The sequence below is a fragment of the Pseudomonas sp. PICF141 genome, assembly GCF_002286815.1.
Classification (GTDB): Bacteria; Pseudomonadota; Gammaproteobacteria; order Pseudomonadales; family Pseudomonadaceae; genus Aquipseudomonas.
This window is the reverse complement of sequence record NZ_MUNM01000066.1, coordinates 23267-38337: the sequence shown is the minus strand read 5'-3', so window position 1 is coordinate 38337 and position 15071 is coordinate 23267. Positions and strand designations below refer to the sequence as shown.

Below are 15071 nucleotides of genomic sequence, written 5' to 3'. Positions count from 1 at the left end.
CTCGCTCCTACAGGAATCAAGCGCACAAAAAAGCCGACAGTGAAGTCGGCTTTTTTGCATCTGCGAAAAGACGCTTAGATTGTCAGCGTCCAGTCGTAGTCCACGATCAGCGGTGCGTGCTGCGAGAACCGTGGCTGACGTGGCAGGCGTGCGCTGCGTACAAAGCGGCGCAGGCCCGGGGTCAGCAACTGGTAGTCGAAACGCCAGCCCAGATTGAGCATCTCGGCCTGTTCGTTGTCCGGCCACCAGCTGTACTGGTCGCCTTCACGGCTGACTTCACGCAGGGCATCGACATAACCCATGTTGCCGACAATCTCGTCCATCCAGGCACGTTCAGGTGCCAGGAAGCCCGGAGATTGCTGGCTGTCGCGCCAGTTCTTGATATCCAGCTTCTGTTGCGCCACGTACAGCGAGCCACAATAAATGTACTCGCGACGTTTGCGTCGCTGTTTATCCAGATAACGGGCGAAGTCGTCCATTAGCTTGAACTTCTGGTTCAAATCTTCATCGCCGTTCTGCCCCGAAGGGAGCAGCAAGGTCGCGATGCTGACCTTGTCGAAATCGGCTTGCAGGTAACGCCCGTAGCGGTCGGCTGTCTCGAAGCCGAGACCGCTGATGACTGCCTTCGGTTGCAACCGCGAGTACAAAGCTACGCCACCTTGGGCGGGAACTTCGGCTTCGCAGGCATAAAGGAAGTAGCCATCCAGTTGGAAGGCTGGATCGTCCAGTTCAAAGGCGGAGGCGCGGGTGTCCTGCAGGCAGATGACGTCAGCATTCTGTGCTTGCAGCCAACTGAGCAAACCACGCTCGACTGCAGCCTGAATACCATTGACGTTCACACTGATGATCCGCATAAGTGGCCCCAAAAATCGCGTGCGGGTATGATACACGGCGTCTACCTAATTAGCTAAATCCGTGGTATTTGGGGTTTTTTCATGCAAGCGTATCAGCGCGACTTCATTCGTTTTGCCATTGATCGTGGCGTTTTGCGCTTCGGTGAGTTCACCCTGAAGTCCGGACGCACCAGTCCTTACTTCTTCAATGCCGGCCTGTTCAACTCGGGTTCTGCCCTGGCGCAGCTGGGCCGTTTCTATGCGGCAGCCATCGTCGAGAGCGGAATTTCGTTCGACGTGCTGTTTGGCCCGGCCTACAAAGGCATCCCATTGGCGGCGACTACCGCCGTCGCGTTGGCCGAACATCATGGCCGTGATCTGCCATGGTGCTTCAACCGCAAGGAAGCCAAGGCCCACGGCGAAGGCGGCAGTCTGGTCGGCGCGCCATTGACCGGCGATGTGCTGATCATCGACGACGTGATCACCGCAGGCACCGCTATTCGGGAAGTGATGCAGATCATTGCCTCCCAGGAGGGCGCCAAGGCTGCCGGCGTGCTGATCGCCCTCAACCGTCAGGAACGAGGCAACGGCGAGTTGTCGGCCATCCAGGAAGTGGAGCGTGACTTCGGTATCCCGGTGATCAGCATTGTTTCGCTGAATCAGGTGCTCGAGTTCCTGGCAGATGACCCGCAGCTCAAGCAACACCTGCCAGCAGTTGAAGCCTACCGCGCCCAATTTGGCGTGTAATCGCATCTTTTGTGGGCGGCAAGCGCTCGCCCACAGGGATGACAGGCAAAAAAAGACCCCGCTCAGCCAGTCTGAGCGGGGTCTTTTGTTGTCAGTGCAATCTTCGCCATTTCCCTCTCAGTTGAATGCCGATTCCTTTTGTTTCGGGCCAAAGTGCCTGGACGTCGATCGTTGACAGCTCTGCGTGGTGGCTTGGTCCTCCAGAATTATTCTTTGCCGGTGGTGCTGAGCGTCTCGGCCTTTTTGATCCCGGCGGGTTTATCCGTTTTTTGCGGGTACGGATCAGCAACGGCATCGCCCTGGCCGGTCAGGATTTTCCAGCCATGACGGGTGTGTGCGGTTTTGCGGATCTGCGGGCAGGGCGGCATCGAGGTCTTGGCTTGATTCGAGTATTCATGGTCGCAATCGACGCAGGCATAGGTGCCAGGTGAAACATCGCTGCCGTATGGAACATAGTCTTTTTGCATGAGTAGATCTCCTGTGGCTCAGGGAAGATCCTATGCAGATTGGTTACTTCGCGATGTCAGACGTTTCGCTTAGTCAGGTCGGGCATTTCCTGCGCGCATAAAAAAGATCGCAGACTTCGTCAGCTCCTACAGGGTTTTCGTACATCCGAAAATCCACTGTCGTAGGAGTTGCCGAAGGCTGCGATCTTTTTAAGGTTTGAATCAGTGACGCTTGCGATTGCTGATCAAGGTGCCCACACCGGTATCGGTGAAGATTTCCAGCAGAATCGCGTTTGGCACCCGGCCATCGATGATCAACGAACTGCCCACACCGCCTTGTACTGCTTCCAGCGCGCAACGGATCTTCGGCAGCATGCCGCCGTAGATAGTGCCGTCGGCAATCAGGTCATCGACTTGTTGGGTCGTCAGGCCGGTCAGAACCGTGCCCGACTTGTCCATCAGGCCGGCGATGTTGGTCAGCAGCATCAGCTTTTCAGCTTTCAGCGCTTCGGCCACTTTACCGGCCACCAGGTCAGCGTTGATGTTGTACGACTCGCCGTTGGCGCCGACACCGATTGGCGCGATCACCGGAATGAAGTCGCCTTTGACCAGCAGGTTCAACAGGTCGGTGTTGATTCCGACCACTTCACCGACGTGGCCGATGTCGATGATCTCCGGCTGGGTCATTTCCGGTGTCTGACGGGTGACAGTGAGCTTTTTCGCGCGAATCAGCTCGGCATCTTTACCGGTCAGGCCAATGGCGCTGCCGCCATGACGGTTGATCAGGTTGACGATGTCTTTGTTGACCTGGCCGCCTAGGACCATTTCCACCACGTCCATGGTTTGCGCGTCAGTCACGCGCATACCATCGATGAAGTGGCTCTCGATCGACAGGCGCTTGAGCAGGTCGCCGATTTGCGGACCGCCACCATGTACTACCACCGGATTGATGCCCACGGCTTTCATCAGCACGATATCGCGGGCGAAGCCGGTTTTCAGCTCCTCGCTTTCCATCGCGTTGCCGCCGTATTTGATCACCAGCGTCTTGCCGACATAGCGGCGAATGTAAGGCAGCGCTTCGGACAGGACCTTGGCGGTGTTGGCGGCGGCTTCGCGTTCGAGGGTCATTCAGGGCTCCGGGTGCATCAATAGATCAAAACGGTAATTGGAGATCAGGTGCAACGCGCTTCAGCTGGGCGTGGAACACATCCTTGATGCGCTGCAGTTCAGCCTCGTCATCGGCCTCGAAGCGCAGCACCAGCACCGGTGTGGTGTTGGAGGCGCGAACCAGGCCCCAGCCTTTGGCGTAGTCGACTCGCACGCCGTCAATGGTGGTCAGGTCGGCGCCTTCGCCCCACTGCGCATCGTGCAGAGCATCAATGATGCTGAATTTGCTCTCTTCGGTCACATGGATATTGATCTCTGGCGTAGAAATATCGTTCGGGAAGGTGGCGAACAGCTCTTCCGCGGTGGATTTTTCCTTGCTGAGGATCTCCAGCAGCCGTGCAGCGGCATAAATGCCATCATCGAAACCGAACCAGCGCTCCTTGAAGAAGATGTGCCCGCTCATTTCGCCTGCCAACAGGGCGCCGGACTGTTTCATTTTCTTTTTGATCAGCGAGTGACCGGTTTTCCACATCAGCGGCCGACCGCCATATTCCTTGATCAGCGGGATCAGGCGGCGGGTGCATTTGACGTCGAAGATGATTTCCGCATTCGGGTTGCGCGCCACGACGTCGCGGGCGAACAGCATCAACAGGCGATCAGGGAAGACAATGCTGCCGGTGTTGGTCACGACGCCCACACGGTCGCCGTCGCCATCGAAAGCCAGGCCCAGGTCGGCGTTGGTTTCCTTGACCTTGGCGATCAGGTCGACGAGGTTTTCAGGTTTGCCCGGGTCCGGGTGGTGGTTCGGGAAATTGCCGTCGACTTCGCAGAACAGCGGGATGACTTCGCAGTTCAGGGCTTCGATCAGCTGCGGGGCGATTACACCGGCCGCGCCGTTACCGCAATCGACCACCACTTTCAGGCGGCGTGCGAGTTTGATGTCCTGGACGATTTCCGTGTTGTAACGGTCGAGGATCTCGACCTGGGTGATGCTGCCCTTGCCGCTGCTCAGATTGTTGGTCTTGAGGCGTTCGTGCAGGGCCTGGATCTGTTCATTGGCCAGCGTGTCGCCAGCAATGACGATCTTGAAGCCGTTGTAGTTCGACGGGTTGTGGCTGCCGGTGAGCATCACGCCGGATTTGCCGGCCAATACGTTGGCGGCATAGTACAGCGCGGGGGTTGGCACCAGGCCGACGTCGCTGACGTGGCAGCCGCTGTCGGCCAGGCCCTGGATCAGTTGTTCCACCAGCTCCGGGCCGGACAGGCGACCGTCACGGCCGACGGATACGTTGGGTTCGTTCTGGGCCAGGCTCTGGGAGCCGATGGCGCGACCAAGCCAATAAGCGGTTTCAGCGTTCAAGAATTCCGGGACGGTGCCACGAATGTCGTAGGCGCGGAAAATGCTGTCGGGGAACGTGGGTGCGACTTGGGCTTGGGTGCTCATTTCTGGAAATGCTCCATCTCTAAAGTGGTTGGACAAGCCTGCGAAAAGCGCGTGGGCTGGCTCAAACTGAAGGGTATGACGGCGTTTTCGGCAGAGAGTTCGTGGTGCGAAAAGGCCATGCCATCAGCATTGGCAAGCAATTGGCCGGCCAATGCCTTGATTTCCAGTGGTAAACCTTCCAGATGACGTCTTTGCAATTTTCATCCTTAAAATGCAGAGGGCATTCAGGCCGGGCAGGGTTCCCGGCCTGAATGCCGATGGTCAATGGCTGCCCGAGTGTCCGAAACCGCCGGTGCCGCGCTGGGTTTCGACAAATTCTTCGACCATTTCAAAATGCGCTTGAACGACCGGTACCAGCACCAATTGTGCCAGGCGTTCGCCTACCACCATGTTGAAATCGGTCTGGCCACGGTTCCAGCACGACACCATCAGCGGGCCCTGGTAATCGGAGTCGATCAGGCCGACCAGATTGCCCAGCACGATACCGTGCTTATGGCCAAGGCCGGAGCGCGGCAGGATCAGCGCGGCCAAACCTGGATCGCCAATGTAGACAGACAAGCCTGTCGGAATCAGCAGGGTTTCGCCGGGCTTGATAACGGTGTCTTTTTCCAGCATGGCGCGCAGGTCGAGGCCGGCGGAGCCTGGCGTGGCGTACTGCGGCAGCGGGAATTCAGTACCGATGCGAGGATCGAGGATCTTGGCTTGCAAAGCGTGCATGTAAATTAAACCTGGTTCAGACGTTCGGCGATAAAGGTGATCAGCTGGCGAGCGATTTTGCTCTTGCTGGTCTGGGCGAAGAGTGTGGCGTGCAGCTCACGGTCGATCACGCTGCAGGCGTTTTCTTCGCTGTTGAAGCCAATACTCGGGTTCGCGACGTCATTGGCGACGATCAGATCGAGGTTCTTGTCTTTCAACTTGCGGGCAGCGTAATCGAGCAAATGTTCGGTTTCGGCGGCGAAACCGACACTGAACGGGCGGTCAGGACGGGTGGCGATGGTGGCCAGGATGTCCGGGTTGCGCACCATCTGTAGCAACAAGCCGTCGCCGTTCGTAGGATCTTTCTTGAGTTTCTGTGGGGCGACGACTTCCGGGCGGTAGTCCGCGACCGCAGCCGAGGCGATGAACAGGTCGCAAGGTATCGACGCTTCACAGGCGGCGAGCATGTCGCGGGCACTGACCACGTCGATACGCGTGACGCGATCCGGGGTCGGCAGGTGCACGGGACCGGTGATCAAGGTTACACGGGCGCCGGCTTCTACCGCGGCTTCGGCCAGGGCAAAGCCCATTTTGCCGGAGCTGTGGTTGGTGATGTAGCGCACCGGGTCGATGTTTTCCTGGGTCGGGCCGGCGGTGATCAACACGTGCTTGCCGGTCAGCGCCTGGCGCTGGAAGCACTCAGCCGCGCACTGGGCGAGGTCGGTGGCTTCGAGCATGCGGCCCATGCCGACGTCGCCGCAGGCCTGGCTGCCAGAGGCCGGACCGAAGACTTTGAAGTTGCGGCTTTCGAGGGTTTGCAGATTGGCTTGGGTTGCTGGGTCGCGCCACATGGCCTGGTTCATCGCCGGAGCAACGGCCACCACCGCGTCGGTGGCCAGCACCAGCGTGGTCAGCAGGTCGTCGGCGATGCCCTGGGCCAGCCGGGCAATCAGGTCCGCGGTGGCGGGGGCGATCAGTACCAGATCGGCCCATTTGGCCAGCTCGATGTGGCCCATCGCGGCTTCGGCCGCAGGGTCCAGCAAATCGAGATGGACCGGATGCCCGGACAAGGCCTGCATGGTCAGCGGGGTAATGAATTCGCTGCCGCCACGGGTCATGACCACGCGTACTTCGGCGCCCTGGTCGATCAGGCGGCGAACCAGCTCGGCGCTCTTGTAGGCAGCAATACCGCCGCCGACGCCCAGAACGATGCGTTTCCGATACAGCCGCTGCATAGGTCTGCCTTTCATTTCGTTGATGACTGCGTTGCGATACCCCCTCCCCAGGAGTGAAATCGCCCGCAAAAAAGATGGGCTACGATATCACAGCGACCGCTACGGAACAGCGGCGCCCACAGACATGGAGGTGTTATGAGCATTCGCGATTGGCCGGCGGCCGAGCGGCCGCGGGAGAGGTTACTGGAATTAGGCCCGACGAGTCTTTCCGACGCCGAACTGTTGGCGATTTTTTTGCGTACCGGTGTATCCGGCAAGAGTGCGGTAGACCTGGCACGACACTTGTTGAGTCAGTTTGGCGGCCTGCGCTCGCTACTGGAGGCTGATCAAAAAACATTCAGCAAACAATTAGGGCTCGGACCCGCGAAATTCGCTCAATTGCAGGCCGTCCAGGAAATGGGCAGACGGCATTTGGCTGAACGCTCGCGCTACAAGTCGGCGCTGGAAAATCCGCAGGTTGTCCGTGATTACCTGAAGTCGATGCTCCGTCATGAGCTCCACGAGGTGTTTGGCTGCCTGTTTCTGGATTCCAAACACCGGGTATTAGCATTCGAAGCGCTGTTCCGCGGCTCCATCGACAACACCAGCGTCTATCCACGGCAGGTGGTCAAACGCGCCCTGGCCCATAACGCCGCGGCGCTGATCCTGTGCCACAACCATCCGTCGGGTAATCCCGACCCCAGTCAGGCAGACCGAATGCTGACCAAGCGCCTGCAAGAGGCGCTGGACCTGATCGATGTGCGGGTGCTCGATCATTTCATCGTCGGTGACGGCGATCCGCTGTCCATGGCCGAGTATGGGTGGATGTAAGGGAAGCAGCGGTAAGCTTCGAGTTTCAAGCGGCAAGCCAGAGCAGTGCGCGGAATGCTTGAGCTTGCCGCTTGTAGCTTATGGCTTGAAGCTGATTTTTGAATAGTCCTGCCGGCCGAACGGGCTGACCTGATAACCCTCGACATTCTTGCGCGTCAACGCAAACGCAGTCGGATGCGCCAGTGGCAGCCACAATGCCTGCTGCTGGATCTGCGCCTGGGCCTGTTCGTAGAGCTTTGTGCGGACACCTTGTTCGCCGGTGGTCTTGCCGGCGCTGATCAGTTTGTCCAGGTCGTGATTACAGTAGCGGGCGAAGTTGGTGCCGGACTTGACCCCCGCGCAGGAAAACTGCGGCGTGAGGAAGTTATCCGGGTCGCCGTTATCACCAGCCCAGCCCATGAACAGCAGATCGTGTTCGCCGGCCTTGGCGCGGCGAATCAGCTCGCCCCATTCGATCACACGAATCTCGGCCTGGATGCCGATTTCCGCCAGATCGGACTGCAGCAATTGCGCGCCGAGACTCGGATTGGGGTTGAGCAGGCTGCCGGATGGGCGGGTCCAGATGGTGGTCTGGAAACCATTCTTGAGCCCGGCCTTGGCCATCAACGCGCGCGCCTTTTCGACGTCATGTGAGTAGCCCGGCAAGCCTTTGGCGTAGCTCCAGGTATTGGGCGGATAGGGGCCGTTGGCGGGTTCGGCGGTGTCTTCGAACACGGCCTTGACGTAATTGGCCTTATCGAACGCGAGATTGATCGCCTGGCGTACTTCAGGTTTGTCCAGCGGTGGATGCTGGCTGTTGATGCCGACGAATGCGGTCATGAAAGCGTCAGTCTTTTCGACTTTCAGGGTTGGCTCTTTCAGCGCGGCCTGTACGTCCAGAGGCTTGGGCGACAGGGCGATCTGGCACTCGTTGCGGCGCAACTTCTGCAAGCGCACGTTGGCATCCGGGGTGATGGCGAAAATCAGCGGGTCCACCGAAGGTTTGCCACGGAAATAATCCGGGTTGGCCTTGTAACGAATCGACGCGTCTTTCTGGAAGCGCGTGAAGATGAACGGGCCACTGCCGATCGGCTGGCTGTTGAGTTTCTCCGGGGTGCCGGCTTTCAGCAGTTTGTCCGCGTACTCGGCCGAATAGATCGAGGCGAAACCCATGCTCAGGGTGGGCAGGAAAGTCGAGTCCGGGTGGTCGAGGGTGAAGCGGATGGTCAGCGGGTCCAATGCGTCAATCTTCTTGATCAGCGCGGGTAACTGCATCGACTGAGCGTGCGGGAAGCCGCTCTGGGCAACTTTGTGCCATGGGTTCGCCGGGTCGAGCATGCGGTCGAAGCTGAACTTCACATCTTCGGCGGTCAGTTCACGTGTCGGGCTGAAGTATTCGGTGCGGTGAAATTTCACTTGCGGGTGCAGTTTGAAAACGTAAGTCAGGCCGTCGGGCGTGACTTCCCAGCTGTCCGCCAGGCTGGCGACCACTTTGCCGCTGGCCGTGTCGAAGTCCACCAGGCGGTCCATCAGTACGTCTGCCGAGGCGTTGGTGGTGGTCAGCGAATTGTATTGCACCACATCGAACCCTTCCGGGCTGGCTTCGGTGCAGACGCTCAGGGCGGCAGCCATAGCCTGTGGGCTCAGTAGAAGCGGTGCGAGCAGCAGCGGTAGGGCAGCGAGGCGCATGGTCGGATTCCTTTACAGATCGAAGGCCCATCTGCAAGTGCAGTCTGGAAAAGGCTTACCCTAGTGGGCTCTTTTGCAAATGACTATCCCCTTTTTCGTTTTAAGGGGAGTATGGACGATTGTTTTTGGTGAGTGATGGTTGAGGAAAACCTGGAATTGGCCGATTGGCCGATGCTCTGCGACGAGCGGTCATTTTCGGGCGCAGCCTTTGTCCAAGGCACTCGGCGCCCGAAAAACCGGGTTTTTATCAATTCAATGTGCACCGGTTGTTGTTGCTCTCTAGTCTTTCTGGTATAAAGCAGCGCTCTTTTCTAGGGGCCCGGTTCCTTCGTTTGTAGGTGTAGCCGGTAAGACCCTTAAAGAAACGCGGCGCCTGGCGCCAAATGACTGAGAGATTAAGCGGCCAACCCATGCCGGGTTGGGCATGTGGTTTTAGAGGGCTGAGGCATGTCGAGAGTCTGTCAAGTTACCGGTAAGGGTCCGGTGACTGGGAATAACATTTCCCACGCAAACAACAAAACCCGTCGTCGTTTCCTGCCGAACCTGCAGCATCACCGCTTCTGGGTTGAAGAAGAGAAACGTTTCGTGCGTCTGCGCGTATCTGCCAAAGGCATGCGTATCATCGACAAGCGTGGCATCACTGTCGTGCTGGCCGAAATCCGCAAAGCTGGCAAGATCTAAGGGAGCTAATCATGCGTGAATTGATTCGTTTGATTTCGAGCGCCGGTACTGGTCACTTCTACACTACCGACAAGAACAAGCGCACTACGCCGGACAAAATCGAGATCAAGAAATTTGATCCGGTTGTTCGCAAGCACGTGATCTACAAAGAAGGCAAAATCAAGTAATTGATTTTTCTCTCTTACGAAAAAGGCCCGTATCGCGAGATACGGGCCTTTTTTGTTGCCTGTGGGTTGGTGTTGTCTGGCAGGGCCTCATCGCGGGCAAGCCCGCTCCCACAGGTTTTATGATCGACACAGATCCCTGTGGAGCGGGCTTGCCCGCGATGAAGCCGGCCCAAGCAACACAAATCTTCAGGCCTTCTGTTCAAACACCACATAAATCTTGCGGCAAGGCTCCAGCACCTCCCAGCTGCCTTTGAACCCGGCCGGGATTACGAAACGATCGCCCACACGCAGGGTCTTGGCGTTGCCATCGTTGTCGCGCAGCACTGAAACCCCCTGAACGATTTCGCAATATTCGTGCTCGGTGTAGTTCACTAGCCATTGGCCGACTTCGCCTTCCCAAACACCCGCATTCATCTGGCCGCACGGGCTGTTGTAATGGTTGTACACCGCTTGCTCAGGGTCGCCCTTGAGGATTTTTGCCGGGTCGGGCCGATAACGATCGGGCTTTGGGTTGGCCTGGCTGAAATCGACGATATCCTGAATGCTCATGCTGGTATTCCCCCATGATTGCGCTGGAAAGTTGAAAGTCTATGTTTATTAAAATGAACATCGCAAGGCCGTTTGCCGGCTTTGTGTCAAATATATTGAAACTTCACCGGCCGCTGGTTTAGGGTAACGGTTGCCTTGAGCCGAAAAAGCAGGCTGGCCGGGCAGAATTCCTGACAGCGCCCGCGCAGAATGCGGGGGCACTCGTATTCAATAAGAGGAGGACACTCGAATGACCACCCTGACTCGTGCCGACTGGGAACAACGGGCTCGCGATCTGAAGATCGAAGGCCGCGCCTACATCAATGGTGAATACACCGATGCAGTCTCTGGTGAGACTTTCGAGTGCATCAGCCCCGTCGATGGCCGTCTGCTGGGCAAGATTGCCAGCTGTGACGCCGCCGACGCCCAGCGTGCCGTTGACAACGCTCGCGCCACTTTCAATTCCGGCGTCTGGTCGCGCCTGGCGCCAACCAAACGCAAAGCCACCATGATTCGTTTTGCCGGCCTGCTCAAACAGCACGCCGAAGAGCTGGCCCTGCTCGAAACCCTGGACATGGGCAAGCCCATCAGCGATTCCCTGTACATCGACGTTCCCGGCGCGGCGCAAGCCCTGAGCTGGAGCGGCGAAGCCATCGACAAGATCTATGACGAAGTCGCTGCCACCCCGCACGATCAGTTGGGTCTGGTGACTCGCGAGCCAGTCGGCGTGGTTGGAGCGATCGTGCCCTGGAACTTCCCGTTGATGATGGCCTGCTGGAAACTCGGCCCGGCGCTGTCCACCGGTAACTCGGTAATCCTCAAGCCTTCGGAAAAATCGCCGCTGACGGCGATTCGCATCGCGGCGCTGGCGGTTGAGGCCGGTATCCCGAAAGGTGTGCTGAACGTGTTGCCGGGCTACGGTCACACCGTCGGCAAGGCCCTGGCCCTGCACAACGACGTCGACACGCTGGTGTTCACCGGTTCGACCAAGATCGCCAAGCAACTGTTGATCTACTCCGGCGAATCGAACATGAAGCGCGTTTGGCTGGAAGCTGGCGGCAAGAGCCCGAACATCGTGTTTGCCGATGCGCCGGACCTGCAAGCCGCCGCCGAAGCCGCCGCCGGTGCCATCGCCTTCAACCAGGGCGAGGTCTGCACCGCCGGTTCGCGCCTGCTGGTCGAGCGTTCGATCAAGGACAAATTCCTGCCGCTGGTGATCGAGGCCCTGAAAACCTGGAAACCTGGCAATCCGCTGGACCCGGCTACCAATGTCGGTGCGCTGGTGGATACCCAGCAAATGAACACTGTGTTGGCTTACATCGAATCCGGTCACACCGATGGTGCGAAACTGGTGGCGGGCGGCAAGCGCATTCTTCAGGAAACCGGTGGTACTTACGTCGAGCCAACGATTTTCGATGGCGTGAGCAACGCGATGAAAATTGCTCAGGAAGAAATCTTCGGTCCGGTGTTGTCGGTCATCACCTTCGACAGCGCTGAAGAAGCCATCCAGATCGCCAACGACACGCCTTACGGTCTGGCTGCTGCAGTCTGGACCGCCGACATCTCCAAGGCTCATCTGACCGCCAAGGCTTTGCGTGCCGGTAGCGTGTGGGTCAATCAATACGATGGTGGCGACATGACCGCGCCGTTCGGTGGTTTCAAACAGTCGGGCAACGGTCGCGACAAATCACTGCATGCGTTCGACAAGTACACCGAGCTGAAGGCGACCTGGATCAAGTTGTAAGCCCGTTAGGGAGCCCGCGAATAAATCGGGCGCCTGAACGACGCGATCCCCTGTGGGAGCGGGCTTGCCCGCGATAGCGCTGACAGCCAACCTCTATGTTGAATGTTAAGACGCCATCGCGGGCAAGCCCGCTCCCACAGTTTTTTGCGCTGTACATAAGAATATCCACAGGAGCGTGGAACATGCGTTGGGCGACGTATTTCGCCGTTTTGGCGTCTGTCTTGAGTGTCGGCCTGGCCTTGGGTGTCAGCATGCCGTTGGTGTCGCTGCGTCTGGAAGGCTGGGGTTACGGCTCGTTTGCGATCGGCGTGATGGCAGCGATGCCGGCCATTGGCGTACTGCTGGGAGCGAAGATCTCCAGCCACCTTGCGGCCCGTCTTGGCACCGCCAATCTGATGTGCCTGTGCCTGTGGGCCGGAGCGGTGTCCATCGGGTTATTGGCCGTGTGGCCAAGCTACCCGGTCTGGCTGGTGTTGCGGTTGATGATCGGGGTGATCCTGACGCTTGTCTTCATCCTCGGTGAAAGCTGGATCAACCAACTGGTGGTCGAGCAATGGCGCGGTCGACTGGTGGCGTTGTATGGCAGCAGTTACGCGTTGAGCCAACTGGCCGGGCCGTTACTGTTGGGGGCGCTGGGCACCGAGCATGATTATGGTTTTTGGGTCGGCGTCGGTTTGCTGATGACATCACCGCTCCTGTTGTGGGGCCGCAGCGGCGCCCCCACCAGCGAAGCCTGCAGCGTGACCTTGGGTAACCTGTTGGCGTTCTGCCGCGGCTTGCCGGCGATTGCCTGGGCGGTGTCGCTGTTCGCAGCGTTCGAAGCGATGATCTTGACCTTGTTGCCGGTCTATTGCCTGCGTCAGGGCTTCACCACGGAAATCGCCTTGGCCATGGTCAGCACAGTGGTGGTGGGGGATGCCTTGTTGCAATTGCCGATTGGCGCGCTGGCCGATCGCTTGTCACGGCGTATGTTGTTCACCGGTTGTGCGCTGCTTTTGCTGCTGTCGAGCCTGGCCATTCCACTATTGATCGACACGCTACTGATCTGGCCGCTATGGGTATTGTTTGGCGCCAGTGCCGGCGGTTTGTTCACCTTGTCGCTGATTTTGATTGGCGAGCGTTATCGCGACGATGCCTTGGTGCGCGCCAATGCTCATATCGCACAGCTATGGGGAATTGGTTGCCTGATCGGGCCCTTGGCGGCCGGTGCCGGGAGTCAGTGGATCAGCGGGCATGCCTTGCCGTTGCTAATGGCGGCGGGCGCGTTGGGGCTGGTGATTCTGGTCTCGCGGCAAGGGGCGTTTGGTGTGGTTGCCGAATCGGCCTGAACGCTGCGCAAAGTCGCTCTACAACATCCGCTCCAGGCCAACCATGCTGCTGAGCCATGAATTGAAGTGTCGCCACCAACCCCCCGGTTCTTTGGTCAATGTGCGCTGCTTGCCGTCATCTTCGGTGACCCAGACGATCTGCCCCTTTTCCAGCCGGGCTTGATAGCTGAGGGCGGGTGCCATGCCCTCCAGTGCCAGTTCCCGCACCCGCCCGGCGAGCTGCGGGTTGTCTACCAGGACCCCGACTTCGGTGTTCCAAAGTACCGAGCGCGGGTCGAAATTGAACGAGCCGATAAAGGCTTTCTGTCGGTCGAAAATCATCGCCTTGCTGTGCAGGCTGGAGTCGGAGCGGTAGGAGCTGCTGCCACTGTGAAACAGGCTCGGTCCGCTACCGCCGTTGTCTCCATTGTCGCCGGGCTGACGGCGTAATTCGAACAGCTGCACGCCATGCTCCAGCAAGGCTTTGCGATAAGGTGCGTAACCACCGTGCGCGGCCGGTACGTCGGTGGCTTCCAGCGAGTTGGTCAGCACACTGATCGATACGCCGGCATCGGCGCGATCGGTCAGGTAAACCAGCCCCGGTTGGCCGGGTACGAGGTAGGCCGAGACCATGATCAGCTCTTTGCTGACCCCATTGAGCTCGGGCGCCAACTGGGTGGTCAACAACAAGTGCGGGTCAGGTTCGCCGTCGGACAGCACCTTGCTTGGTGCGTCCCACAATGCCTGGTTCCAGGCCCAGATCAGCTCCCGACGCCAGGCATCCAGACGCGGCTGAGTGGTATAGGCCATCAATTGCTGATAAAGCGCGTGATCCTGTTTGCGTGTTTCCTCCAGGGATTCGTCCAGTCGGGTCCGGGTATTTCTCAGATCCCTGGCTGTCGGCCTGGTCGAAAGGAACTGCTCGATCGGCTTGCTCAGGGCGCTGTTCCAGTATTGGTCGAAGCTGTGTCCCAACTGCTCTGCAACCGGGCCGACACTGAGCATGTCGATGTCGGTGAAATTGAGGTTAGGCTCGGCATCGAAATACTCGTCCCCCAGGTTACGCCCGCCAACGATCGCTGCGCTGTTGTCCGCCACCCACAGTTTGTTGTGCATGCGCCGGTGTTGCTGCGACAGGTTTAAGAACCGGCCCATGGCTCGCGTAACGCCGGTGCTGCGGCCCAGGTGCAGCGGGTTGAACACGCGGATCTGAATCTTCGGGTGTGCGGCGAGGGTCGCGATGATTCGGTCCAGGCCATCGCTGGTGGTGTCGTCGAGCAGAATCCGCACTCGCACGCCGCGGTCGGCGGCCTTGAGCAATTCGCTCACCAGTATTCGTGTACTGATGCCGTCATTGACGATGTAGTACTGCAGATCGAGGCTGCTTTGAGCCATGCGAATAAGCTCGGCGCGGGCGGTGAAGGCCTCGGCGCTATCGGAGAGCAAGCGAAAGCCCGATTGGCCCTTGTAGGGAGCTGCCTGGGCCTGGATCGAGCGGCCGAACGCCGAATCGGTCGCGGGGAGGGCCTGACTTGGTTCGCGGGGGACATTGAGTGTTGTACAACCACCGAGGAGCGAGGCGAGTAACAGAAGAGCAAGCAGGGGCTGTCTGATTCTCACGGAGCGTATTCCGGATGGTGGCGGTTAGCATATGGACG

The 15071-nt window shown here is 58.8% G+C and carries 15 protein-coding genes and 1 pseudogene; 6 read left to right on the top strand and 10 right to left on the bottom strand.

What is annotated here, in order from left to right:
* Nucleotides 1-74: 74 nt before the first annotated feature.
* On the bottom strand, nucleotides 75-854 hold the full coding sequence (locus BZL43_RS18405; protein WP_007934608.1) for an exodeoxyribonuclease III: 780 nt from the start codon (nucleotides 852-854) through the stop codon (nucleotides 75-77).
* A gap of 81 nt (nucleotides 855-935) precedes the next feature.
* On the opposite strand from BZL43_RS18405, the gene pyrE reads away from it, so the two are divergent.
* Nucleotides 936-1580 carry an orotate phosphoribosyltransferase gene (gene pyrE / locus BZL43_RS18400; RefSeq protein WP_095633618.1) on the top strand — a complete coding sequence of 215 codons (645 nt, stop codon included), beginning with the start codon at nucleotides 936-938 and terminating at the stop codon, nucleotides 1578-1580.
* A gap of 206 nt (nucleotides 1581-1786) precedes the next feature.
* Here the strand turns inward: pyrE and BZL43_RS18395 are convergent, their stop codons facing one another.
* The 6 genes and pseudogenes from BZL43_RS18395 to coaBC form a co-directional block, all read right to left on the bottom strand.
* The gene (locus tag BZL43_RS18395) at nucleotides 1787-2047 is read right to left on the bottom strand and encodes a hypothetical protein (RefSeq protein ID WP_095633617.1); all 261 of its coding nucleotides are present in this window, start codon (nucleotides 2045-2047) and stop codon (nucleotides 1787-1789) included.
* 201 nt (nucleotides 2048-2248) lie between these two features.
* Nucleotides 2249-3154, bottom strand: a complete 906-nt coding sequence (argB, locus tag BZL43_RS18390; RefSeq protein WP_007894690.1) for an acetylglutamate kinase — start codon at nucleotides 3152-3154, stop codon at nucleotides 2249-2251.
* Nucleotides 3155-3179: 25 nt separating this feature from the next.
* Nucleotides 3180-4583: pseudogene (locus BZL43_RS18385) on the bottom strand (phosphomannomutase/phosphoglucomutase); the annotation flags it as partial.
* On the bottom strand, nucleotides 4574-4774 hold the full coding sequence (locus tag BZL43_RS18380; protein WP_095633615.1) for a hypothetical protein: 201 nt from the start codon (nucleotides 4772-4774) through the stop codon (nucleotides 4574-4576). The pseudogene BZL43_RS18385 and the gene BZL43_RS18380, both read right to left, overlap by 10 nt.
* A gap of 64 nt (nucleotides 4775-4838) precedes the next feature.
* Nucleotides 4839-5294: a dUTP diphosphatase gene (dut, locus tag BZL43_RS18375; protein WP_007894692.1), complete on the bottom strand. Its 456-nt coding sequence runs from the start codon at nucleotides 5292-5294 to the stop codon at nucleotides 4839-4841.
* Between the two features lie 5 nt (nucleotides 5295-5299).
* Complete coding sequence (gene coaBC / locus BZL43_RS18370; RefSeq protein WP_095633614.1) at nucleotides 5300-6508, bottom strand: bifunctional phosphopantothenoylcysteine decarboxylase/phosphopantothenate--cysteine ligase CoaBC; 1209 nt, start codon at nucleotides 6506-6508, stop codon at nucleotides 5300-5302.
* A 135-nt stretch (nucleotides 6509-6643) separates the two neighbouring features.
* On the opposite strand from coaBC, the gene radC reads away from it, so the two are divergent.
* Nucleotides 6644-7318 carry a DNA repair protein RadC gene (radC, locus tag BZL43_RS18365; RefSeq protein WP_095633613.1) on the top strand — a complete coding sequence of 225 codons (675 nt, stop codon included), beginning with the start codon at nucleotides 6644-6646 and terminating at the stop codon, nucleotides 7316-7318.
* 78 nt (nucleotides 7319-7396) lie between these two features.
* Here the strand turns inward: radC and BZL43_RS18360 are convergent, their stop codons facing one another.
* A complete protein-coding gene (locus BZL43_RS18360) occupies nucleotides 7397-8986 on the bottom strand; it encodes an ABC transporter substrate-binding protein (protein WP_095633612.1) in 1590 nt (529 codons plus the stop codon).
* Nucleotides 8987-9433: 447 nt separating this feature from the next.
* On the opposite strand from BZL43_RS18360, the gene rpmB reads away from it, so the two are divergent.
* Both rpmB and rpmG read left to right on the top strand, forming a co-directional pair.
* Nucleotides 9434-9667 carry a 50S ribosomal protein L28 gene (gene rpmB, locus BZL43_RS18355; protein ID WP_007894701.1) on the top strand — a complete coding sequence of 78 codons (234 nt, stop codon included), beginning with the start codon at nucleotides 9434-9436 and terminating at the stop codon, nucleotides 9665-9667.
* 11 nt (nucleotides 9668-9678) lie between these two features.
* A complete protein-coding gene (rpmG, locus tag BZL43_RS18350) occupies nucleotides 9679-9834 on the top strand; it encodes a 50S ribosomal protein L33 (protein WP_007894709.1) in 156 nt (51 codons plus the stop codon).
* 186 nt (nucleotides 9835-10020) lie between these two features.
* Here the strand turns inward: rpmG and BZL43_RS18345 are convergent, their stop codons facing one another.
* Complete coding sequence (locus BZL43_RS18345) at nucleotides 10021-10383, bottom strand: cupin domain-containing protein (RefSeq protein WP_095633611.1); 363 nt, start codon at nucleotides 10381-10383, stop codon at nucleotides 10021-10023.
* Between the two features lie 229 nt (nucleotides 10384-10612).
* Between BZL43_RS18345 and BZL43_RS18340 the strand changes: the two genes are divergently transcribed.
* Nucleotides 10613-12106, top strand: coding sequence for an aldehyde dehydrogenase (locus BZL43_RS18340; protein ID WP_095633610.1), 1494 nt, complete (start codon nucleotides 10613-10615; stop codon nucleotides 12104-12106).
* Between the two features lie 182 nt (nucleotides 12107-12288).
* Nucleotides 12289-13434 carry an MFS transporter gene (locus tag BZL43_RS18335; protein WP_095633609.1) on the top strand — a complete coding sequence of 382 codons (1146 nt, stop codon included), beginning with the start codon at nucleotides 12289-12291 and terminating at the stop codon, nucleotides 13432-13434.
* An 18-nt stretch (nucleotides 13435-13452) separates the two neighbouring features.
* Here the strand turns inward: BZL43_RS18335 and BZL43_RS18330 are convergent, their stop codons facing one another.
* The gene (locus tag BZL43_RS18330) at nucleotides 13453-15033 is read right to left on the bottom strand and encodes a phospholipase D family protein (RefSeq protein WP_095633608.1); all 1581 of its coding nucleotides are present in this window, start codon (nucleotides 15031-15033) and stop codon (nucleotides 13453-13455) included.
* Between the last annotated feature and the right edge of the window lie 38 nt (nucleotides 15034-15071).